This is a genomic window from Aquabacterium fontiphilum, assembly GCF_009909205.1.
GTDB lineage: Bacteria > Pseudomonadota > Gammaproteobacteria > Burkholderiales > Burkholderiaceae_C > Aquabacterium > Aquabacterium fontiphilum.
The window spans coordinates 158,588-178,907 of the sequence record NZ_JAAAPN010000009.1 but is presented as its reverse complement, the minus strand read 5'-3'; the positions used below and the strand labels follow the sequence as shown (position 1 = coordinate 178,907).

Genomic DNA, 20,320 nt, shown 5'->3' with positions numbered 1-20,320 from the left:
TGTTCGATGTTGAGGTTCCCGTTGCCGACCGGATTCCCGACGAGTTGCTAGACGAGTTGCGGCGAGGCGGAGGTGGCTTGCGCATCAAGATCCGACTGCATCGCGAAGGGGTGCTGCTGGGCTGGGACATTGAGCGAAGACCGGGGTTTGATCCCAAAAAACGAGATCAGTGGGGGTCTGCGGTGTATGTGGGGCCTGTTCACAGCTTTGCGGGCGGTGATTTTCGGGAAGCAGAGATATTCAATGGAAAAGTGATGCGCAGAGGCTGGTACATCCACCCCAAGACGGGCCAGCGCATCGAAACCGACTTTTGAATCATGCTCATCAGGCCACCGCAGGCGGGTCGCCGGCCGTCACCCCAGCATCAACCCCGCCTCATCTCGCCAGTAGGCTGCGGCCGCAAAAAAGCCCTCCCAGACGCAGCCATTGCAGCCGCGTCCACAGCAGGTCGTGGGCTCCGGTGGTGGCGGGCGCAGGGTGATGCCTTGGGCGGCCGCCAGCGCCTGCAACGCCGCGAAGACGGCTTGCGCGGCTTCGCGGTTGCTGAGAGGGTGGTGCAGCCAGTGCTGCAGAGAGTCGGCCTCGGGCATGGTGGCGGGGATTCAACCTGTCGCGCAGAATGTTCGCGCGCGGCATCTTAACGCCCGTGCTGGACCGCGGGCCGGGCATGGCATAGTCAGCATGTGAACACATCCGTGCGCGAATCGCTGCCCCCCGAGCCAACATCGGTCGCGCCATCCGGCGAGGCCATGCTGGCGGTGTACGGCCGCCCTGTTACCTGGAAGATGCTGGTGTTGACCGCGGCGCTGCTGCTCGTGTTGATGAGCGCGTCGGCCGCCGGCATTGTGTGGTGGGTCTGGCACAACATGGCCGCCCAGGTGGTGCTGCACGAGCAGCAGGCCCTGGTTCGCCTGCCGGAGACGCTGGCGGTCGAGGCGGCTGTCAATCAGCGTGTGCAGGTGTCCGTGGACACCGTGCTGCCGGTCACGGTGCCGGTGGACCAGACACTCACGCTGCCGATCACGCAGGCGCTGCCGGTGCGGGTGAGCATCGACACGGCCGTCCCGATTGCGGTGGACGTACCAGTGCGCCAGAGCATCCGGGTGGACCAGGTCGTCGAGGTCGACGGGCAGGTCGCCACGCGGGTGATGGGCATCCCGATGACGGTGCCGGTCAAGGGGCGCATTCCGGTCAAGGCCGATGTGCCCATCGATGTGGTGATTCCCGTGCGCCATACCGTGCCGGTGGTGTTGAACACAGAGGCCACGGTGCGCTTGCGCGAACCTTTGCGGGCGCATGTCCAGGCCGAGATCCAGACCCAGGTGCCCATTCGCGAGTCGCTGTCCGTGCCCGTGATGGCGCCCGTGCAGGCGACCCTGACGTTTCCGCAGCGGCGGGTTCAGGCTGGGCTGGATCTGATGGATGTCACCGTGCCGTTCAGCGATGTGAGCTTTGCGCCGCGTGACGGCACCGCCGCCGCGGCATGGTGGGCGCGCCATGTCGCCCGCCCGCCGGTGTCATCGGCCGGCCCTGCATCGGCTCCCACACCCGAGCCTGGCGGGCCATCCGGGCCCCGGCCATGAGCGCCCGTTCCCGCATGCTTCCGGCAAGGGGGTGGAACCGCCCGGTCCGCCCCGCGGCCCTGGTGCTCGTGGCGATCGGCTTGCTGGTGGTCTGGGTGGGGCTGGTGGCCTGGGGCATCTGGTATGGCTACGGCCACTGGGAGAGCCGCGTGGTCCTGCGTCAGCAACCGTTGTCACTGCGCCTGCCTGCCGGGACGCAGGCGCTGGCCGATGTGCATACGCCTTTGGACACCCGGATCCGCCTGCAGCCCGTCTTGCGCGTGCCGCTGCGCCAGACGGTGGAGGCCGAAGTCAACGACAGCTTTGTGGCCCAGCTCGATCTGGCGGCCACCTTGCCGGTCGATGTGGTCGTGGAGATTCGCCACGACCTGCCGGTGCGCACGCAGCTGGAGGCGCGCGTCGACTTGGGCCGTTTCCTGCCAACGCTGAGCGTGCGCCTGCCCGTGCAGTTCACGGTACCGGTTCAGCTGAAGGTGCCCGTCCGGGCCGATGTGCCGGTTCGGCTGGATGGCGTGGTCAGCGGGCAGCTGGCACAGCGTCTGAGCCTGCCCGTTGACGAGACCTTGGTGGTGCGCCCACGGATCGACCACCGGCTGGCCGGGCGCATGACGCACCAGACGGCGTTTTCGCTGGTCGGCGAGACGGCGCCGCTGCCGCTGGTGATCGAGGAAGCCCGCTTGCGCTTGCCCTTCGATCTGGCCTTCGTGCGTCAGCGCGCCTCGGGCGAGCAGGCCGGTGGCGTCAAGGTTGGCCAGCCGTAAGGCGGTGCCGCGCGGCGGTCGATCTGCACCACCACCACCTGCGGCCGTGACTGCTGTCTGGCGCGCTGGAGGGCACCCCGCAAGGCGGTGCGGAAGGCCGGCGCCCCCTGGTCGTGGCGGACGGTGACGGCCTCGGCGCCCAGGCCGCTGGCAAAAGCAGCCAGGTCGGGGCGCCCGAGCGCATAGCTGTCGGCCCACTGCGAGGCGGGCGGCAACAACTGGGCCATGCCCTGGCTCACCATGGCCAGGTCGTTGTCGTCCAGCACGACCCACACGGCGCCGACGCCATGAGCGGCTGCTGTTGACACCTCGGCGCCGTGCATCATGAAGGCGCCATCGCCCACGATGGCCAGGCAGGGCTCATCGGGCGCGGCCATCTTCCCGCCGATGACGGCGCCCACGCCAAAGCCCATCGGACCCATGTCGAGTGCGGCGTGGCAATGCAGCCCCTCGTCGATGACGAGGTGGTGGAGCGCCCAGCCCACGCAGTTGCCGGCATCAATGAAGATGTGGCCACGCGGCATCAGCTCGTTGACGATGTGCATCATGGCTGCGGGTTGCGTGGGGGCGGCGCGGCGTGTGCGGTCGGCAGCGGATTGCCAGGGCGAGACCGTGTCGCGGATGGTCTGGATCAGTGCGGCGCGGGCGTCGCGCTCGCGCACGCGCGGCTTGCGACGCGCGCTGAGACGTAACATCGCATCCAGCGTGGCGCCCACCTCGGCCACGATGCCTTGGGTCACAGCGAAGTTGCGGCCGATCATGCCCGGCTGGAGGTCGACCTGGATGAAGTGACGGCTGGGCGCCAACGCGGGGCTGTACAGCGCGCTCGTCTGCACGGAGGTGGCCAGCTCGCCCAGCGCCGAGCCGAGCACCAGCAGCGCATCGAAGGGTTCGCCCTCGCTGGGGTGCATGTAGTGGGCGGGCCAGTTGCAAGCGCAGATGCCGTAATTGCGCAGTGACCAGAACTGGCCTTCGGGAAAGATGCCTTTGGCGTCGGGCGTGGTCATGACGGGCACGCCGAAGCGGTCCACCCAGGCCACGAAGGCCTGGCGGCGCGCCGGGTCGTTCAGCGCGCGGCGGGCGCCATTGCCCAGCAGGATGAGCGGGCGGCGGGCGTTCAGCAGCGCATCAAGCGCCTGCTGTACGCCGGCTTCGTCGGTGCTGCGCACGGTGGGGCGTGCAGCCGGCTCGAATGCGCGGCTGCCTGGCGGCACGCACATGCCGCCAATGTCGTTGGGCAGGCTGAGGTGCGCAGCCTGGCAGGGCACGGTGAGGGCCTCGGTCAGTGCGCGTTGTAGCAGCGTACCCGCGTTGTCAGGGCTGGAAATCAGCGCGCTGTAGCCCACGGCATTCTGGAAGACGTTCTGCACATCGAGTTGCGCATCCGCGCCTTCCTGAAGGTAGCCTCGGCCGAAGTACTTCTCGGGCACCTCGCCAGTCAGCACCAGCAAGGGCACGCCGCTGGCTTGCGCATTCATGGCGCCCGTCAGCGCATTGGTGGCCCCGGGGCCGGATGTCGTCAGCACGACGCCCAGCCCGCCGTTGACGCGCGCCAGGCCGTCTGCGATGTAGGCCGCACCGCTTTCATGGCGACAGATGATGTAGCGCATGTCCGGGTCGTGGCGCAGTGCGTTCATGAGCCACACGGCCGCGCCGCCCGGGATGCCGAACACATGGCGCACGCCCTCGGCTTTGAGCCGCAACAGCATGGCCTGGGCCACCGTGCCGGCCATGGGGTTGGGGGCTGGCGGGCTGCCTGACGAGGTGGCGGCATCGTGGGCCGTGACGGCCTTCCGGGACGGGGCAGGTCTTGCAGAACGGACGTGGGGCATGAGGTCTCGCTTGACGGACAATGGGCCGGAACCGACGGGAGGACGGACGATGGTGGGTCAGACACATGACACAGGCATGCATCCGGTGTTGGATGTGGCCATTGTGGGGGCAGGCGTCTCCGGTTTGTACAGTGGGTGGCGCTGGTTGCGCAGCCCGCAAGGGCGGGGCAGTCGGGTCACTGTCTTCGAAATGAGCGACCGGGTTGGCGGGCGGCTGCTCTCGGTGGCCCCGCCGGGCTTGCCGCAGGCCCGGGTGGAACTGGGTGGCATGCGCTACATCAGCACCCAGACGGCCGTGGCAAATCTGGTGGCCCAGTTGGGGCTGGCGACCGAGCCCTTCATGGTGGCCGAGCCCGAGAACGTCGCTTACCTGCGTGGGCGCCATCTGCGCAGCGCCGACCTGCAGTGGCCCGAGCGCGTGCCCTACGCCATACCTGAGTCAGATCTGGCTGGCTTTGACATCGGTTTCACGGCCTTGGCGGCCACCCGTTACCTGAGCCAGGTGCTGCACCGCGACCACGTGGACCTGAAAACCGTCGACTGGGACGCCGTGGCCCGCGAGGGTCGGCTGGACGGCGTGCCCGTGCGCGAGCTGCCCATGCGCTACGTCTACAACCGCATGGTGTCGCACGAGGTCTTCCAGTTTGCCGAGGACACCAGTGGCTACGACAGCATCTTCTTCACCTGGAATGCTGCCGATGGCTTTCCATGGAACATCGGGGACTACGGCGCCGATGTTCAGTACCACCGGCTGGTCGATGGCTACGAGTCGCTGCCCAAGGCCTTGCACCGGGTGTACACGGCGGCAGGCGGCGAGGTGCGCTTTGGGCACACGGTGCGTGAGGTAGATGCTGCCACGCTGCCGGACGGGTCCATCGGTGTGCGCCTGGTCGTCGAGCATGCAGGGCAGTTGCAGACCGTGCTGGCGCGCAAGGCCGTGCTTGCCATGCCGCGACGCGCCATCGAGCTGCTGGCGCAGCGCGGGGCCTTGTTGGGGCGCGAGCAGCCTGCTGTGCATGCGCTGGTGCGCTCGGTCACGCCGATCCCGCTGTTCAAACTGGCGCTGTGCTACCGCGAGCGGTGGTGGGAGACGTTGGGCATCCGGCAGGGGCAGTCGGTCACGGATCTGCCGATCAGGCAGTGCTACTACTGGCCGGTGGGCGAGTCGAATGGCCCGGGTGTGATCCTCATCTACAACGATGGGCTGGATCTGGACTACTGGGCCGGGTTGAGGCAGGGCAGCACGCCGTACGCCAACGAGCATGGCAACGACCCTGCGCAGGAATGGGCACAACACCCGGCACCCGCGCGGATGGTGGCCGAGGCGCACCGGCAGCTCATGCTCATGCACGGCCTAGAAGACCGCCCCGCGTGGCAGCCGTATGCCGCGGCCTATCGCGACTGGGGTGACGACCCGTTCGGTGGCGGGGCCAACTTCTGGCCCGTGGGGGTGGACAGCCAGGCCGTGTCGCGCGCGATCGTGCAACCGCGACCGGGTCTGCCTGTGTATGTGTGCGGCGAGGCCTACTCGCACGCGCAAGGCTGGGTCGAGGGCGCGCTGCAGACGGCGGAGGACATGCTGCAGCGCTGCTGGGGGATGGCGCCCCCTGATGCGGGCTCCAGCCTGGCGGATGGCGGCTGAGCGGGGGCGGGCCGCGCTGAGCCGGCGTCTCATTGGCGCTGTCTCAGTGGCGCTGTCTCGGTGGCGCTGTCTAATGGCGCTGTCTAATGGCGCCGCGTCAGCAGCAGCGCCGTGGCATGCATCTCCATGCCCACCCCCATCAGCACGAGGTGCGGGGTGCGGATCTCGCTCCAGAAGTGGTCCAGGTTCACGGCCACGGAGCTGGAGACCATGTCGCCATACGCCTTGAGTGTGTGGGGGTAGCGGGCTGGGGCGATGGCCTGCTCCCACGCCTGCTGCACGACTTCGGATGTCTGGTGGGTGAACAGCGTGACCTCGCTGGCGGACAGACCATGCCGCGTCAGCAGGCTCAGCACCACCTGCGGAGGCACCTTCAGGCCGTACTCGGTGAAGGCCTGGTGGCCGAGTTGGTCGTCGAGCTTCATCAGCGGGGTGGTCCAGCCGCCACCGGCCAAGGGGCGGGCCGCCATCCTGAAGGCGCCATACCACTGGGTCTGCGTGTCGTTGGCCCAGTCGATCAGCTCCCACTGGCCGTTCTGGCGCGCAGGACCCACCAGCGCGGCACCCGCGCCGTCGCCCGCCGCCAGCGCGACGGGCTCATGGTAGTCCACATGGGCGGTCCAGTTGTTGCCGCAGGCCACCAGCGCGTGGCGCACCGTGCCGCAACGGACCATGTCCTGCGCCACGCGCAAGCCGTCGAGGTAGGGCGTGTAGTCCGAGTTCAGTGGCAGCACGCGGCAGTGGCGCCCCAGGCCCAACCGCTGATGCACCACCGCCAGCGCATTCGGTGCGACCCAGGGACTGACCGAGGCGGAACCCACCAGCAGATCCACTTCGTCCAACGCCACACCCCCCCGTCGCAGCGCCTGCGCGCAGGACTGCGTCAGCAGGTCTTCCAGCGTTTCGGGTGCCTGCAGCACGCGACGTTGTGACAGGCCGCGGAAGAGGTCGGAATCCGGCGGCGTGTGCTCGCGAAGCCAGGCAAAGACGGGGTCGTCGTTGGTGCGCACCAGGGCGGGCAGCGCAGAGCCGGTGGCCAGCAGGGCCGGGCGGATGGTGTGCGGCATGGTTTTCAGAATGTGGATGGGCCCTTGATTGTGGGGGGCAATCCCGTGAGGATTGCGCATTGCAGCGTGGGGCGGGAAGATGACGCAAGCGTAAACCCCAGGTGGATTTTGCGCCGCGCTGCCCAAGATGCGGACCAAGGGCGCGTGTCCGAAGGCCGCAGGGGTGGACGGGACGACGTGATGGGGGTGAAGGTGGTGGTCGACATGGCAGCATCGGTCTCATCAGGCGAACCGGCAAGCCACGCCGAGCTGGTGGAGCGTTGCCTGGTCAAGCGCAATATCTGGCTGCGCTTTCCCGACGCGCTGGAGTGGCGCTTTCAGCAGGCCGGCGAGGCACGTCGGCGCTGGATGATCACCGCCTTCGGTGCCCTGGCGGTGGGTTTCTTTGCAGCCCTGCTCGTTCCCGATCTGTTGCTTACCGACGATGTGGTGTGGACGGTGTCGTGGTGGGTGCGGCTGATCGTGTTCCCTGGAATCATTGGCTTTGGGCTGGCCTGGGTGCACCGGGTGCGCCATCCGATGGTGCTGGAGCGTCTGGTCGGGCTGGCGGGGATGATTGCGGCCGCCTTGATGGTGTTCGTGCTGTCGCGAAGCGCGTCGCCCTGGGCGTACTCGCGCATCGTCGAGCTGAACATCGTGGTCGTGTTCACCTGCGCCTTTGCGCGCTTCTGGCCCGCGCTCAGCATGTGCGCCTTTGTCGGCTTCGTGCATGGCCTGGGAACCTGGTTGATGCCTGACCCGACCGGCATCCTGGCTGCCAGCACGTCGGTGTTGCTGGGCACCACGGTGCTGTTTGCCCTGTCTGCCAGTTACAAGCTGGAGCATGATGAGCGGATGGCTTATCTGCTGGACCAGCGCGAACGCGCCTTGCAGGCCCAGCTGCAGGAGGCCAATGACCGGCTCGCCCGTGTGGCCACGACCGATCCGCTGACCGGGGTGGCGAACCGGCGTGCGTTTGACGACTTCCTCGGGGCAGCCTGGATGCGCAGCCAGGCGCAGGGGCTGCCGCTGGGCCTCATCATGGTCGACATCGACTGGTTCAAACGCTACAACGACCACCACGGGCACCAGGCGGGCGATCGCTGCCTGATTGCCGTGGCTCAGGCGATTCAAGGCTGCCTGCGGCGCACCGGGGATCTGGTGGCCCGCCTCGGTGGAGAGGAGTTCGCCGTGGTGATGACCGACGCGGACGCGCAAGCCGTGCATGCGGCTGCGGCACGCATCTGTGAGGCCGTGCGTCAGTTGGGCCTGCCACACGGCGCGTCGCCCTTCCAGGTGGTGACAGTGAGCGTGGGTTTGGCATCGGCTCAGTCTGACGTACACCCGGAGGCGGCGGCCTTGCTGCAGGCGGCAGACTTGGCGCTCTACCGTGCCAAAGAGGCTGGCCGCAACCGGGTCTCCAACGGGCAGGTACGTCAGGAGGCAGCATGAACGAGCAGGTGCACGGTGCCGTCGACCCCCGTGCTGGTTGGACCTGGCGCCCGCCGCGTCTGGCCTTCCCGCACGAGCAGGAGCAGCGCTTCATCTCAGCCTGCCGCGAGGCCCGCCTCAGCCACTTCGTGCGCAGTGGCGCGGTGGCCTTGCTTGTTTACAACCTGTTCCTCATATCAGACCACCTGATGGCGCCGGACGTGTTTGAAGAGGCCGTGCGGGTACGGCTGCTGTACTTCACGCCGTTTGCATTGGGCATGTTGCTGATTGCCAGCCTGGGGCGGGCGACGATGTTGGCGCTGCCCCCCTGGGTGACCGAGGTCGCTGTTGTGTTCAGCGGGCTGGTGGCTGCCTACAGCCTGATCTACATCCTCGGCCAGTCGAGCAGCGATGTGGCGCCGCTTTATCGGGCGGGCCTGGTGCCCATCATCGTCTATGGCAACCTGGTGCAGCGGTTTCGCTTTCGGGAGGCCGTGATCTTCGTGTTGCTGCTGTTGGTGCTGTATGTGGTCAGCAGTGTTTGGTATGTCGATCCGGCCAGCCCATATCGGTTTCTGGATCTGCCGATCTTTCTCTTCGTCTTCAGCATCGGGGCCTACACGCTGGTGGTGAACTATCGGATCGAGCTCGAAGAGCGCCGGCGCTTCGTGCGCACGGAACGGGCGGCCGCTGCCCGGGCGCGGCTTGAGGCGTCGCAGCGCGAATTGGATGCGCAGGCCCGACGCGATCCCCTGACCGGGGTGCCGAACCGGCGCCATCTCGATGCCTACCTTCAGCAGCAATGGGCTGTGACGGGACGCGCAGTCAGCGTGCTGCTGATCGATGTCGACCACTTCAAGTTGTTCAACGACCGTCATGGCCACCCTGCAGGCGATCAGTGCCTGCGCCATGTGGCCCAGTCGCTGCAGCGCGCGGTGAGCCCTGCTTCGGGCGTGGTGGCCCGCTGGGGTGGCGAGGAGTTCATGGTGGTGCTGCCGGGGGTGGACGTCCGGCGCGCGCAGGAGCTGGCCGAAGCGCTGCGCGCGGGGGTGTACGGTCTGGCCCTGCGCCACGAGGCCGCACCGTGTCAGCGCGTGACGATCAGCGTGGGCGTGGCGAGCATGGTGGCCGATGGCGACGCGATGGCGCTCGAGCGCTTGCTGGCCATGGCCGATGGTGCGCTGTACCAGGCCAAGCAAGGTGGGCGCAATACCTGGCGGGCCGCGCCAGGCAGCGTCGGTCAGGCGGGGTGATCGATGAGCGCAGGCTCGCGCAACACGGCCAGGGCTTCCTTGCACCAGCCAAGCCAACCGGCCTCGTACATGATGCCGGTCTTGAGGATGAGGTGCTGCAGCCGGGCCTCGCGGCCGAATTCGCCACCCGGCGGGAAGTCGCGCGCCTCAATCGCCTGATACACCTTCAGGCGGGTGGCGTGCAGGCCCATGCGGCGTTCGATTTCGGTGTCCAGCCCCAGGGGCCCGATCACCGCGTCGGCCCGCAGGCGCACCATCAGTTCATCGCGCAGCTCCAGCATCGGGGCAGGCTCTTGTGCCCAGCGCACCAGTTCGTCCTGACCGGCCGGCAGCACACGGTAGAGCTTCTTGCGGGTTCGGCCCCCGTCTGGTGCGGTCTCCGACGCGATCCAGCCGGCCTTTTCCATCCGCGCCAGCTCTCGGTAGATTTGCTGATGGGTGGCGTGCCAGAAAAAGCCGATCGATTTGTCGAACCGCCGGGCGAGGTCGTATCCAGAGGACGCGCGCTCCAGCAGCGACGTCATCAGTGCGTGAGCCAGGGACATGACCGCAGTCTAAACGGAATGCGTTCAAATATGCAACCAGTTGCATAGCTCTGCCGCTTGCGCTAGATTCATGCAACTGGTTGCATAGCGATGCGACCCGTATCTGTTCCACATCACCGAGCGAGACACACGATGAGCGCCTATCCCCACCTGCTGCAACCCCTGGATCTGGGCTTCACCACGCTGCGCAACCGCGTCCTGATGGGCTCGATGCACGTGGGCCTGGAAGAGGCCCCCAACGGCTTCGAGCGCATGGCTGCGTTTTATGCCGAACGGGCCCGGGGTGGCGTGGCGTTGATGGTGACGGGTGGCATCGCCCCCAACGATGCAGGCCGGCCCTACCCGGGCGGTGCGCGCATGGCCACCGAAGAAGAGGCCGCCCAGCACAAGGTGGTGACGGATGCCGTGCACGCCGCCGGCGGCAAGATCGCCATGCAGATCCTGCATTTTGGCCGTTACGCCTATCACCCTGGCCTGGTGGGCCCCAGCCCGATCAAGGCACCGATCGCCCCCATGCCCCCGCGTGAGTTGACGACTGAAGAGGTGTGGCAGACGGTGGAAGACTATGCCCACTGCGCGGCCATGGCCCAGAAGGCCGGCTATGACGGCGTGGAGATCATGGGCTCGGAAGGCTACCTGATCAACGAGTTCATCGCAGCCCGCACCAACCAGCGTACCGACGAGTGGGGTGGTTCGTACGAGAACCGCATGCGCTTCCCGGTCGAGATCGTCAAGCGAGTGCGTGAGCGCGTGGGCCCGAACTTCATCATCATCTACCGCCTGTCCATGCTGGACCTGGTGGAAGGTGGCTCCAGCTTTGAGGAGGTGGTGCAGTTGGGCCAGGCCGTCGAGGCCGTGGGCGCCACGATGATCAACACCGGCATCGGCTGGCACGAGGCCCGCATCCCCACCATCGCCACCAGCGTGCCGCGCGCGGCCTTCGCCTGGGTGACGCAAAAGATGAAGGGCCAGGTCAAGATCCCGCTGATCACGACCAACCGCATCAACACGCCTGAGGTGGGTGAGCAGATCCTGGCCTCCGGTCAGGCCGACATGGTGTCCATGGCCCGCCCGCTGCTGGCCGACCCGGACTTTGTCAACAAGGCCGCCGCTGGCCAGGCCGACCGCATCAACACCTGCATCGGCTGCAACCAGGCCTGTCTGGATCACACCTTCAGCGGCAAGATCACCTCGTGCCTGGTGAACCCGCGCGCCTGCCATGAAACCATTTTGAAGATCGAACCGGCCACCGCGAAGAAGCGCGTGGCGATCGTGGGTGCCGGCCCGGCCGGTCTGGCCGCGGCCACCACCGCCGCCACGCGGGGCCATGACGTGACCCTGTTCGATGCGGCCGACGATGTGGGCGGACAGTTCAACATCGCCAAGCAGATCCCGGGCAAGGAAGAGTTTTACGAGACGCTGCGCTACTTCCGCAACGAGTTGAAGGCCACGGGGGTGACCACGCGCTTCAACACGCGGGTGACCGCCGATGACCTGATCAAGCAGGGCTTTGACGAGGTCATCCTGGCCACCGGTGTGACGCCCCGCACGCCCGCCATCGAGGGCGTGGACCATCCCAAGGTGCTGAGCTACCTGGACGTGCTGCGCGACAAGAAGCCCGTGGGCAAGACCGTGGCCGTGATTGGCGCAGGTGGCATTGGCTTTGACGTGTCGGAGTACCTGACCCACGAAGGCGAGAGCCCCTCGCTGAACCTGGCCAAGTTCAACGAAGAGTGGGGCATTGATTCGGACTACACCGAGCGTGGTGGTATCAAGGCGCCGCACCTGCCTAAGCCCCCGCGTCAGATCTACCTGCTGCAGCGCAAGACCAGCAAGGTGGGCGATGGCCTGGGCAAGACCACTGGCTGGATCCACCGCACGTCGCTGAAGAACCGCAACGTGGAGATGATCGCCGGCGCCACGTACAACAAGATCGACGATGCGGGCCTGCACATCACCGTGGCGGGCAAGGACGTGGTGCTGCCCGTGGACAACGTGGTGTTGTGCGCCGGTCAGGAGCCTTTCCGCGAGCTGCAGGCTGGCCTGGAAGCGGCGGGTATGAAGGTGACCTTGATCGGTGGTGCCGATGTGGCCGCCGAGCTGGACGCCAAGCGCGCCATCAAGCAAGGCACCGAAGTGGCTGCCGCGCTGTGATGGTGACCCCCACCCATTCAGGAGACACCATGAGTACCGTTGCTGACACGAACATTCCGCAGCTGGAGACGCTGAAGATCGACCTGGCTGGCAAGGTGGCCACGGTCACGCTGAACCGCCCGGACAAGGCCAACGCCATGAATTGGGCGATGTGGCAGGACATCCGCAGTGCGATGCAGTGGGCCGACCGCACGCCCGAAGCCCGCGTGGTGGTGCTGCAGGGCGAAGGCAAGCACTTCACCTCGGGCATTGACCTGCAGATGATGATGGGCTTGCAGGCCCAGATCAAGGACGACTGCGATGGCCGCAGCCGTGAAAAGCTGCGCCAGCTGGTGCTGGAGCTGCAAGACACCTTGAGCAGCATCGAGCGCTGCCGCAAGCCTGTGCTGGCCGCCATCCACGGTGGCTGTGTGGGCGGCGGGGTGGACCTCATCAGCTGCACCGACATGCGCTATTGCTCGGCCGATGCCTACTTCACCATCAAGGAGATCGACATCGGCATGGTGGCCGACGTGGGCACGCTGCAGCGCTTGCCCAAGCTGATCGGCAACCAGGGCATCGTGCGCGAGATGGCCTTCACGGGTCGCAAGGTGCTGGCCGACGAGGCTCAGCGCATCGGTCTGGTCAACCAGGTGTTTGACAGCCGTGAGGCGTTGTATGCCGGCGTGCGTGAACTGGCCGAGCTGGTGGCGGCCAAGTCGCCGCTGTCCATCCGCGGCACCAAGGAGATGTTGAACTACACCCGCGACCACTCGGTGGCCGATGGGCTGAACTACATCGCCACCTGGAACGCGGCCATGCTGATGTCAGGCGACCTGATGACGGCCATGATGGCCAACATGAGCAAGCAGACGCCCGAGTTCAAGGACTGATCATCACAGCCTGATCAGCCCACGGCCCCCTGGCGCACCGCCAGGGGCGTCAGGCCCGTCCAGCGCCGCACGGCGCGGTGCATGGAGCTGGGCTCGGCATAGGCCGCGCGGGCGGCCACCTCAGCCAGTGGCAGGCTGGTGTGGCGCAGCTCGTGCAGGACCTGTTCGCGCCGCACCTGTTCGACCAGATCCTTGAAGCTGAGTCGGTGCTCGGCCAGGCGGCGTTGCAGCTGACGCAGCGAGCAGCCCAGGTCGGCTTCCAGGTCGGGCGCAAGGTCTTCGAGCAGCGGCACGCAGCCCGCCTGCAGCCGCGCCGCAATGTGCTGGCGCAACACGGCACCCAGTCGGTGACCATCCTGCGCCAGGCGCGACCATTGCTGGTCGGTCATGGCGCTCATCAGCCTGTGCAGTTGGGCATCGGCATGCGGGTTGGGCAGCGCCAGCCAAGCCGCCGGCCCCTGTTCGCTGGCGTGGGGTGCATCAAAGTGAACCGGACAGCCATACCAGGCGCGCAGCGGCGCGGCATCGCTCGGGGCGGGGCAGGGCAGCCACACGGCATCGGGCACGAGTTGCCTGCCGGCCACCCAGCGCGCAAACGCCAGGCGCGAGGCCATCGTGAAGGTCCACAGCAGGGTGTCGCGCGGCACCTCGCCGAGCGTTTCGAGCCGGCTGACGATGCGATCGCCCTTGAGTTGGTGCACGGCGCGCAGTTGGGTGCACACCAGCGTCTGAAGCCGTTCGAACAATGCCAGACCGTCCTCGAAGCCGGTGCAACTGATCAGCGTATAGCCCAGCGGGCCCATGTTGGCAGGGCGCACGTCCTGGGCAATCTGCAAGGCGGTGTGCGGGTCGTTGCACACCGCGGTGGCCGCGTGCAGCGCGTCGCACAGGCGGGTGGCCGGCACCCAGTGGCCCGCGAGGTCGCCCGCCAGATCCGCTTCACTCAGGCCAAGGGCAGCCAGCACAGGCTGATGGGGCAGGTCGCGCGCGCGCACATGGTCGACCACCAGTCGGGCGTAGCTGGCGGCGAATCCCAGGGAAACGGCAGGGGTGTTCACGGTGGCGATGGTAGGGCATGTTGCCGCGTGGGCGGGGGGCGCGCGGTTCGTGTGCAAGCTGGGCGCTGGCATGCACGGGCAACGTGCTGGCGTCGCGTGTCAATGACGGCCAGCCCTGGCCCGTGCAGCATGCCTGCATGGAACATGCAGCCCCTACCGCTCGCGCATCGTCGCTGTCACCTGCCTCCCCCGCCTCGCCGGGGCTGAGGCGTCTTCGCGAGTTGCCCGGGCCGCGCGGCTGGCCCCTGGTGGGCAACAGCCTGCAAGTGAGGCTGCACCGCATGCACCAGGACCTGGCGGCCTGGGCCGAGCAATACGGCCCGCTGTTCCGGGTGCGCCTGGGCGGCTTCAGGCTGCTGGTGGTGAGCGATGCCGATCTGATCGGCCGCTTGCTGCGCGAGCGCCCCGACACCTTCCGGCGGCCATCGCGCATGCAGGCCATCATGCGCGAGATGGGCATCCACGATGGCGTGTTCATGGCCGAGGGGGAGACGTGGGCGCGCCAGCGGCGCATGGTGATGGCCAGCTTTGCGCCGCAGCAGGTGCGGGCGTATTTTCCCGCGTTGCTGCGGGTGGCGCATGGGCTGCAGGCACGGTGGGACAAGGCTGCCGCAGCCCAGGCCGCTGGCGGCGAGCCGATCGACCTGCAGGCCGATCTGATGCGCTTCACGGTCGACGCGGTGGCCGGCCTGGCCTTCGGCAGCGAAGTCAACACACTGAGCCACGATGGCGACGTGATCCAGCAGCATCTGGACAAGATCTTTCCAGCCATCTGGCGACGCGCCCACGCGGTGTTGCCCTACTGGCAGGTGGTCAAGCTGCCCGCTGACCGCGCGCTGGACGACAGCGTCAAGGCCGTGAATGCCGCGATCCACCGCTTCATCGCCGAGGCGCGCGCGCGGTTGGTCGATCCCGTACGCCGAGCCGCGCCGCCCAATCTGCTGGAAGCCATGCTGGTGGCGGCCGACGAGCCAGGCAGTGGGATGACCGACGACGATGTGGCCGGCAATGTCTTCACCATGCTGCTGGCCGGCGAAGACACCACGGCCACCAGCCTGTCGTGGATGCTGGACCTGCTGTGGCGCCATCCGGCCGCCTTGCGTCGGGCGCGCGAAGAGGTCGATACCGTGCTGGGGCCGCGCGGCGCAATGTCCGACTGGACGCCAGACGACCTGGCCCAGCTCGACTGGCTGGAGGCCTGCATCCACGAGAGCATGCGGCTCAAGCCGGTGGGGCCGTTCAATGTGGTGGAGGCGCTGCGCGACACGGTGGTGGGCGATGTGGCCATCCGGGCACGCACACCGGTCTTGCTGCTCATGCGGCATGACTCCCTGCGCGATGACATCTTTCCCGAGGCGGCGGCGTTCCGGCCCGAGCGCTGGCTGCCGGAGGGTCAGGCGCTGGCGCCGGCTCAGGCCAAACGGGTGTCCATGCCGTTCGGCGGCGGCCCCCGCATCTGCCCGGGCCGTTTCCTGGCGCTGTTGGAGATCAAGCTGGCGGCGGCCATGCTGCTGCGTCACTTTGACATTCTGGGCGTGGACACGCCCGATGGCCTGCCCCCGCCGGAGCACATGGCGCTGACCATGGTGCCCCTGGGCCTGCGCCTGCGCCTGCAACCACGCACGGGCCAGGCGTGAGCGATCCTCAGCGGTGACGCTGTAGCCGCGCGATGACAACAGGCGCTGAGCCGGCGGAATCCGAGGCGGCGCGCAGCACCAGGCCCTCGCCCGATCCTGTGTGCTGCCCGGTCAGGTCCGCCTGGACGAACATGTGGCTCACCCAGACTTCCACGCCACCCGCTGCCGTGGCCGCCTCCAGCGCGTCGCGCAAGGCCTGCAGGGCGCTGACACGGGCCTGAGGGCTCAGGTGGATCGGGGAGCCCAGCGGGGGCCAGGCCTCGCTTTGCCCGAATGCCAGCGAGGCCGTGTCCATGCAGCGGCACCACGGGCTGCTGCGCACCCGCCGCACCGCGATGCCCTGGGTCGCGAACCAGCGCCCGATGGCGCGCGCCTCCTCGCGGCCGGTCTCACTGAGGTTGCGCTGGGTGCCGCAGTCTCCCAGCCGGAAGCCGGGGGGATCGAAGGTGCCAGGGGCTGTGGCGTGGCGCATCAGGATCACGACACCGCGACCCGGCGCCACGTCGTCCGCCCATGCCGGGTGCAGGGCACCATCCGCCGTGACCAGGCCAGCCGGCGCGGCGCGCGCCCAGGCGAGCGCCGGCAGGGCCGTCAGCGTGTCCAGCAAGATGCGGCGTCGGAGCATGGCCATACTGTGCCGCCGCTCGCCAGCGGCATGCATGCGTGACGCCGTTTTGACCCCATCAGGCCGGTGGCCGGCGGGGGCATCCGCCGGGCCGTATGCTTGGCGGCATGGACACCTTGACCCATGCCTTGTCTGGCGCGTTGCTGGCGCGGTTGATCCACACGCGGCCTGCCGCCGCTTCCGTGTCTGCGCCCGGCCGACCGGTCCTCTGGCAGGTGGTCACCGTGGGTGCTGTCGCCGGGGCCTTTCCGGATGTGGACGTGGTGGCCCGTTGGTGGGGCGATGTGGCCTATCTGCTGCATCACCGTGGCATCACGCACTCGCTGCTGCTGGCACCGGCATGGGCGGCTCTGGTCGCCTGGCTGATGGCCTGGGGCTTTGCGACAACGCGCGGACAGCCGGGGGCCTGGCGGCGCTTTTACGTCGTGGCGTTGGGCGGCGTCCTGATCCATGTGGCCGGTGACTGGATCACGCAGTTCGGCACGATGCTGCTCGCGCCGTGGTCGAACACGCGTTACGGTCTGGGCTCGGTGTTCATCATCGACCTGGTCGTCAGCGGCACCCTGGTCGCGGGCCTGTTGGTGGCGGCGTGGCTGCCTCGCCGGCGCTGGCCGGCTGCCTTGGGGCTGGGCCTGACGGTGGCGTGGGTGGGCGTGACCTGGGTGGGGCAGCAGGAAGCGCGCGAGGTGGGCCTGGCCCGTGCCCAGGCTCTGGGGTGGACCGATGCCACCGTGGTGGTCATGCCCCGCCCCGCATCGCCTTTCAACTGGACGGTGGCTGTGCAGCGCGCGGGCCAGTACGAGTTGGCCCATGTGAACACACGCCGCACCGAGCCCCTGCACGCACCGCCGGATGCCGGCTTCCTCACCCGATTGTCGGCCCCCTACCTGCCGGTGGCGCAAGCGCGCTGGCAGGCCCTGCCCCAGTGGGGCGACGCCGGCGATGCCGCCTGGGTTCGGGCCGCATGGGCGCGGCCCGAGTTCGCGTTCTATCGCTGGTTCGCGGAGGTGCCGGCGCTCACACACGCCGAGGTGCAGCGCGTGGCCGACGGCAGCGTGCAGCGCTGCGCCTGGTTTCGCGACCTGCGCTTCGGCTTCCCGGGGCGCGAGGCGGCGCCGTTTCAGTACGGCATCTGCCTGAAAGGCGACGACGTGGCGCGCGCCGCCGCGCAGGTCTTTCGGCTCGCGGCAGGCATCCGCGAGCCGGTCGCCTTGCCCTGATATCTCGCCCTGATGTTTCCCTCTGATGCGGCGATGGAGGGTCAGTCCGGCTGGTAGCGAAACAGCGCGTGGTTGAAGGCCTGCTCGGTGCCGAATGGGGTGGGGTGCAGCGCGCGCTGATGGGCCAGCAGCGTGAAGTCGTCGCCCAGGGTGGCCGCCAGCGCCGGCACGCTGTAGCGGGTCACCGGCAGGCCGCTGCAGCGTTCGGGGCCGTCTTCGGCAAAGGTGGCAATCACCACATGGCCGCCGGAGCGCAGCGCCGCTCGCAAGGCACGAAGGTAGGCGTTGCGGGCTGGCGGCGCGGTCATGAAGTGGAAGACGGCGCGGTCATGCCAGATGTCATACGCCTGCGCAGGCAGGGCCACATCGGTGATGTCGGCGGCCAGCCACTGCACCCCCTCCGCGCGGGGCCCCAGGCGTGCCTGGGAAACCGCGAGCGCGGCTTCGGACAGGTCAAGCACGGTGAGCGCACCCACCCCCTCGGCCAGCAAATCATCCACCAGCGTGGACGCCCCACCGCCGACGTCGATCACCGCCGAGGCGGGCCCCAGCCCCGCCTGGTGCATCAAGGCCAGCGACACAGTGGCATGGGGCGCATACCAGCTCACGCCATCGGGCGCCTTGGTGCGGTAGACCTGTTCCCAGTGGTCGCGGGCAGGGGGCGTGTGTTGCGGCTGCATGGGGCGCATGTGACGTGCCGGACGTCAGGCGTCCAGCAGCCCGATCTCGAACGGGATGGGATTGCGCATCGAGTTGGCCACGGGCGAGAAGTGGTTGGCCCGCTGGACGATGTCGTTGAGCTCTTCGCGTGAGGCCTCACCCTCGATGGCCACTTTCACGCGGATGGCCTGAAAGCCCATCTGGTGGGGCTCGCGTTCGGCGCCACCGGCGCCCCAGGCGGCGGTGTTGCCGATGTCGGCCTCCAGATGGATCTCGAGCTTGGACAGCTTGACCTGGCGCAGCGTGGCCACGGCCGTGATGCCCACGCCCAGGCAGCCGCCCAGCGCCGACAAGACGATCTCGCCCGGGGCCGGGGCCGTGTTCTCGCCAAACAGGTGGAGCGGCTCATCGACCACCACGGGGTTGTGGATGCCGACAAAGCTCCACGAACGGAACTGGCCCTGCATCACGGTCTTGACCTTGTTGGTGCCCTTGCGTTCCGGGTTCTCGCGGCCGGCTTCGGCAAACTTCAGCAGGCCATCGCGGTCAATGGGGCGCAGGTAGGTGGTGACGGTGTCGGTGCTCATGTCGGTGTCCTTGGTTGGGGGCTGAGAGTGAAGCAGAAAGCGTGGGGATGCGAAGGTGTGGCGGTTCAGGTGCGCCGGATGGCGAAGCTGTCGACGTAGGCGTCGGCGCGGGCGGGATCGAACTCCTTGCCCATGACCTTGAACTTGCGGCTGTTTTCTTTGGGTGGGTTCATGTCCAGTGCGGCCATGTGCTTGCGCGCATCGGTCAGCAGGTAGACGCGCTCGGCGATGTCCTTGTAGCGCACCTCGCCTTTGACGTAGCCCCAGCGCTTGAGCTGGCTGAGGATCCAATACGCCATCGAGTACCAGGGGAAGGGGTCGTAGTCGACCCGGCCGGGCTCGTTACGCACATTGCCCAGTCCATCGGCGAAGCGGCCGGTCAGCACCTGCTCGAGCACGGCACGTGGCTGGTTGAGGTATTTGGCCGGCGAGAGCACCTCGGCCATGATGGGCCGGTTCTTGGGGTCGCGCGCCATGGCGGCCGACTTCAGGATGGCGCGGTACAGCGCAGCAAAGGTGTTGGGGTTCTCGCGGATGAAGGTGTTCGGAATGGCAAACGAGCAGCAGGGGTGGCCGTTCCAGATCTCGCGCGACAGGATGTGGATGAAGCCGATCTCGTCGTACACAACCCGCTGGTTGATCGGGTCGGGGCCAAGAAAGCCGTCGATGTTGCCTGCGCGCAGGTTGGCCACCATCTCGGGCGGCGGCACGACGCGCAGCTGCACGTCGCGGTCCGGGTCGAGGCCATGCTCGGCCAGGTAGTAGCGCAGCAGCAGGTTATGGATGGAGTACTCGAAGGGAATGGCGAACTTGAAGCCCTTCCAGTTTTTTGGGTCGCGGTTGGTCTTGTGCTTGTTGGCCAACACGATGGCCTGACCGTTCACGTTCTGAATTGTCATGACATTGGTTTCCTGGGCGGTCGATCCCAGGCCCATCGACATGGCCAGCGGCATGGGCGCGAGCATGTGCGAGGCGTCATATTCCTTGTTGAGCACCTTGTCGCGGATCAGGGCCCAGCCAGCGGTCTTCATGACGCTGACATTCAGCCCTTCCTTGCGGTAAAAGCCCAGCGGTTCGGCCATGATCAGCGGGCTGGCGCAGGTGATGGGGATGAATCCGATCTTGAGGTCAGTCTTTTCCAGACTGCCCCGTTCCTGGGCCATCGCTTCGAGGCTGGCAAAGGGAATGACCGAGGCGATGGCCGCCCAGGCGGTCTGCACGCCCACCGCCGACAGAAAACGCCGTCGCTCGGCATCTTTCGGAAACAGCGCCCGCATCACCGTGGACTGAATCACCCGCTGGTTGAGCTGTTCTTCGGCCGCCAGATCATGGTCGGCTTGGCTGGCGTGATGGCCACAACTGCAGCCGTGGTGGAGCTGGCTGCGCGGGTCGAAGGGGTCTTGCAGTGACATGG

The 20,320-nt window shown here is 67.6% G+C and carries 19 protein-coding genes; 10 read left to right on the top strand and 9 right to left on the bottom strand.

Annotated features, from left to right (window positions below; all coding sequences use genetic code 11):
* On the top strand, window positions 1-314 hold a 314-nt coding region (locus GTZ97_RS12325; protein ID WP_201748273.1), incomplete at its 5' end, for a hypothetical protein.
* A gap of 39 nt (window positions 315-353) precedes the next feature.
* On the opposite strand, the gene GTZ97_RS12320 is transcribed toward GTZ97_RS12325, so the two are convergent.
* Window positions 354-590 (bottom strand): oxidoreductase-like domain-containing protein, encoded by a 237-nt coding sequence (locus tag GTZ97_RS12320; protein WP_161650936.1) that lies wholly within the window; start codon window positions 588-590, stop codon window positions 354-356.
* A gap of 93 nt (window positions 591-683) precedes the next feature.
* Between GTZ97_RS12320 and GTZ97_RS12315 the strand changes: the two genes are divergently transcribed.
* Entirely contained in the window at window positions 684-1,583 is a 900-nt protein-coding gene (locus tag GTZ97_RS12315; protein ID WP_161650935.1) for a hypothetical protein, read from the top strand.
* The gene (locus tag GTZ97_RS12310; RefSeq protein ID WP_161650934.1) at window positions 1,580-2,344 is read left to right on the top strand and encodes a hypothetical protein; all 765 of its coding nucleotides are present in this window, start codon (window positions 1,580-1,582) and stop codon (window positions 2,342-2,344) included. The genes GTZ97_RS12315 and GTZ97_RS12310 overlap by 4 nt, the downstream gene beginning before the upstream one ends.
* Here the strand turns inward: GTZ97_RS12310 and GTZ97_RS12305 are convergent.
* Window positions 2,293-4,176 (bottom strand): thiamine pyrophosphate-binding protein, encoded by a 1,884-nt coding sequence (locus tag GTZ97_RS12305; protein WP_161650933.1) that lies wholly within the window; start codon window positions 4,174-4,176, stop codon window positions 2,293-2,295. The genes GTZ97_RS12310 and GTZ97_RS12305 overlap by 52 nt on opposite strands.
* On the opposite strand from GTZ97_RS12305, the gene GTZ97_RS12300 reads away from it, so the two are divergent.
* Window positions 4,076-5,818: a flavin monoamine oxidase family protein gene (locus GTZ97_RS12300; protein ID WP_330863608.1), complete on the top strand. Its 1,743-nt coding sequence runs from the start codon at window positions 4,076-4,078 to the stop codon at window positions 5,816-5,818. The two genes, GTZ97_RS12305 and GTZ97_RS12300, sit on opposite strands and share 101 nt — an antisense overlap.
* A gap of 83 nt (window positions 5,819-5,901) precedes the next feature.
* Here GTZ97_RS12300 and GTZ97_RS12295 read toward each other — a convergent pair whose 3' ends face one another.
* Entirely contained in the window at window positions 5,902-6,885 is a 984-nt protein-coding gene (locus tag GTZ97_RS12295; RefSeq protein WP_161650931.1) for a beta-ketoacyl-[acyl-carrier-protein] synthase family protein, read from the bottom strand.
* Between the two features lie 144 nt (window positions 6,886-7,029).
* On the opposite strand from GTZ97_RS12295, the gene GTZ97_RS17005 reads away from it, so the two are divergent.
* Window positions 7,030-8,316: a GGDEF domain-containing protein gene (locus GTZ97_RS17005; protein WP_161650930.1), complete on the top strand. Its 1,287-nt coding sequence runs from the start codon at window positions 7,030-7,032 to the stop codon at window positions 8,314-8,316.
* On the top strand, window positions 8,313-9,548 hold the full coding sequence (locus GTZ97_RS12285; protein WP_161650929.1) for a GGDEF domain-containing protein: 1,236 nt from the start codon (window positions 8,313-8,315) through the stop codon (window positions 9,546-9,548). The genes GTZ97_RS17005 and GTZ97_RS12285 overlap by 4 nt, the downstream gene beginning before the upstream one ends.
* Here GTZ97_RS12285 and GTZ97_RS12280 read toward each other — a convergent pair.
* The gene (locus GTZ97_RS12280; RefSeq protein WP_161650928.1) at window positions 9,536-10,093 is read right to left on the bottom strand and encodes a PadR family transcriptional regulator; all 558 of its coding nucleotides are present in this window, start codon (window positions 10,091-10,093) and stop codon (window positions 9,536-9,538) included. The genes GTZ97_RS12285 and GTZ97_RS12280 overlap by 13 nt on opposite strands.
* Before the next feature lie 132 nt (window positions 10,094-10,225).
* On the opposite strand from GTZ97_RS12280, the gene GTZ97_RS12275 reads away from it, so the two are divergent.
* Together GTZ97_RS12275 and GTZ97_RS12270 are read left to right on the top strand one after the other, a co-directional pair.
* The gene (locus GTZ97_RS12275) at window positions 10,226-12,247 is read left to right on the top strand and encodes an NADPH-dependent 2,4-dienoyl-CoA reductase (protein WP_161650927.1); all 2,022 of its coding nucleotides are present in this window, start codon (window positions 10,226-10,228) and stop codon (window positions 12,245-12,247) included.
* Between the two features lie 29 nt (window positions 12,248-12,276).
* Window positions 12,277-13,119, top strand: coding sequence for a crotonase/enoyl-CoA hydratase family protein (locus GTZ97_RS12270; RefSeq protein ID WP_201748272.1), 843 nt, complete (start codon window positions 12,277-12,279; stop codon window positions 13,117-13,119).
* Window positions 13,120-13,133: 14 nt separating this feature from the next.
* Here the strand turns inward: GTZ97_RS12270 and GTZ97_RS12265 are convergent, their stop codons facing one another.
* Window positions 13,134-14,177 carry an AraC family transcriptional regulator gene (locus tag GTZ97_RS12265; RefSeq protein WP_161650926.1) on the bottom strand — a complete coding sequence of 348 codons (1,044 nt, stop codon included), beginning with the start codon at window positions 14,175-14,177 and terminating at the stop codon, window positions 13,134-13,136.
* Window positions 14,178-14,314: 137 nt separating this feature from the next.
* On the opposite strand from GTZ97_RS12265, the gene GTZ97_RS12260 reads away from it, so the two are divergent.
* Complete coding sequence (locus GTZ97_RS12260; protein ID WP_161650925.1) at window positions 14,315-15,814, top strand: cytochrome P450; 1,500 nt, start codon at window positions 14,315-14,317, stop codon at window positions 15,812-15,814.
* Window positions 15,815-15,821: 7 nt separating this feature from the next.
* Here the strand turns inward: GTZ97_RS12260 and GTZ97_RS12255 are convergent, their stop codons facing one another.
* Complete coding sequence (locus tag GTZ97_RS12255) at window positions 15,822-16,439, bottom strand: histidine phosphatase family protein (protein ID WP_330863606.1); 618 nt, start codon at window positions 16,437-16,439, stop codon at window positions 15,822-15,824.
* 107 nt (window positions 16,440-16,546) lie between these two features.
* On the opposite strand from GTZ97_RS12255, the gene GTZ97_RS12250 reads away from it, so the two are divergent.
* Window positions 16,547-17,659, top strand: a complete 1,113-nt coding sequence (locus GTZ97_RS12250) for a metal-dependent hydrolase (protein WP_161650923.1) — start codon at window positions 16,547-16,549, stop codon at window positions 17,657-17,659.
* A gap of 41 nt (window positions 17,660-17,700) precedes the next feature.
* Here GTZ97_RS12250 and GTZ97_RS12245 read toward each other — a convergent pair whose 3' ends face one another.
* The 3 genes from GTZ97_RS12245 to GTZ97_RS12235 form a co-directional block, all read right to left on the bottom strand.
* Window positions 17,701-18,339, bottom strand: a complete 639-nt coding sequence (locus GTZ97_RS12245) for a class I SAM-dependent methyltransferase (protein ID WP_161650922.1) — start codon at window positions 18,337-18,339, stop codon at window positions 17,701-17,703.
* A gap of 24 nt (window positions 18,340-18,363) precedes the next feature.
* Entirely contained in the window at window positions 18,364-18,906 is a 543-nt protein-coding gene (locus tag GTZ97_RS12240; protein ID WP_161650921.1) for an OsmC family protein, read from the bottom strand.
* Window positions 18,907-18,971: 65 nt separating this feature from the next.
* Entirely contained in the window at window positions 18,972-20,318 is a 1,347-nt protein-coding gene (locus GTZ97_RS12235) for a CmpA/NrtA family ABC transporter substrate-binding protein (RefSeq protein ID WP_161650920.1), read from the bottom strand.
* Between the last annotated feature and the right edge of the window lie 2 nt (window positions 20,319-20,320).

Excerpts from the sequence above, each read along its gene's own strand:
- GTZ97_RS12320 (WP_161650936.1), bottom strand. The coding sequence starts at position 590 with ATGCCCGAGGCCGACTCTCTGCAGCACTGGCTGCACCACCCTCTCAGC.
- GTZ97_RS12310 (WP_161650934.1), top strand. The coding sequence starts at position 1,580 with ATGAGCGCCCGTTCCCGCATGCTTCCGGCAAGGGGGTGGAACCGCCCG.
- GTZ97_RS12300 (WP_330863608.1), top strand. The coding sequence starts at position 4,076 with ATGGGGTTGGGGGCTGGCGGGCTGCCTGACGAGGTGGCGGCATCGTGG.
- GTZ97_RS12305 (WP_161650933.1), bottom strand. The coding sequence starts at position 4,176 with ATGCCCCACGTCCGTTCTGCAAGACCTGCCCCGTCCCGGAAGGCCGTC.
- GTZ97_RS12295 (WP_161650931.1), bottom strand. The coding sequence starts at position 6,885 with ATGCCGCACACCATCCGCCCGGCCCTGCTGGCCACCGGCTCTGCGCTG.
- GTZ97_RS12285 (WP_161650929.1), top strand. The coding sequence starts at position 8,313 with ATGAACGAGCAGGTGCACGGTGCCGTCGACCCCCGTGCTGGTTGGACC.
- GTZ97_RS12280 (WP_161650928.1), bottom strand. The coding sequence starts at position 10,093 with ATGTCCCTGGCTCACGCACTGATGACGTCGCTGCTGGAGCGCGCGTCC.
- GTZ97_RS12275 (WP_161650927.1), top strand. The coding sequence starts at position 10,226 with ATGAGCGCCTATCCCCACCTGCTGCAACCCCTGGATCTGGGCTTCACC.
- GTZ97_RS12270 (WP_201748272.1), top strand. The coding sequence starts at position 12,277 with ATGAGTACCGTTGCTGACACGAACATTCCGCAGCTGGAGACGCTGAAG.
- GTZ97_RS12260 (WP_161650925.1), top strand. The coding sequence starts at position 14,315 with ATGGAACATGCAGCCCCTACCGCTCGCGCATCGTCGCTGTCACCTGCC.
- GTZ97_RS12255 (WP_330863606.1), bottom strand. The coding sequence starts at position 16,439 with ATGCTCCGACGCCGCATCTTGCTGGACACGCTGACGGCCCTGCCGGCG.
- GTZ97_RS12250 (WP_161650923.1), top strand. The coding sequence starts at position 16,547 with ATGGACACCTTGACCCATGCCTTGTCTGGCGCGTTGCTGGCGCGGTTG.
- GTZ97_RS12245 (WP_161650922.1), bottom strand. The coding sequence starts at position 18,339 with ATGCAGCCGCAACACACGCCCCCTGCCCGCGACCACTGGGAACAGGTC.
- GTZ97_RS12240 (WP_161650921.1), bottom strand. The coding sequence starts at position 18,906 with ATGAGCACCGACACCGTCACCACCTACCTGCGCCCCATTGACCGCGAT.
- GTZ97_RS12235 (WP_161650920.1), bottom strand. The coding sequence starts at position 20,318 with ATGTCACTGCAAGACCCCTTCGACCCGCGCAGCCAGCTCCACCACGGC.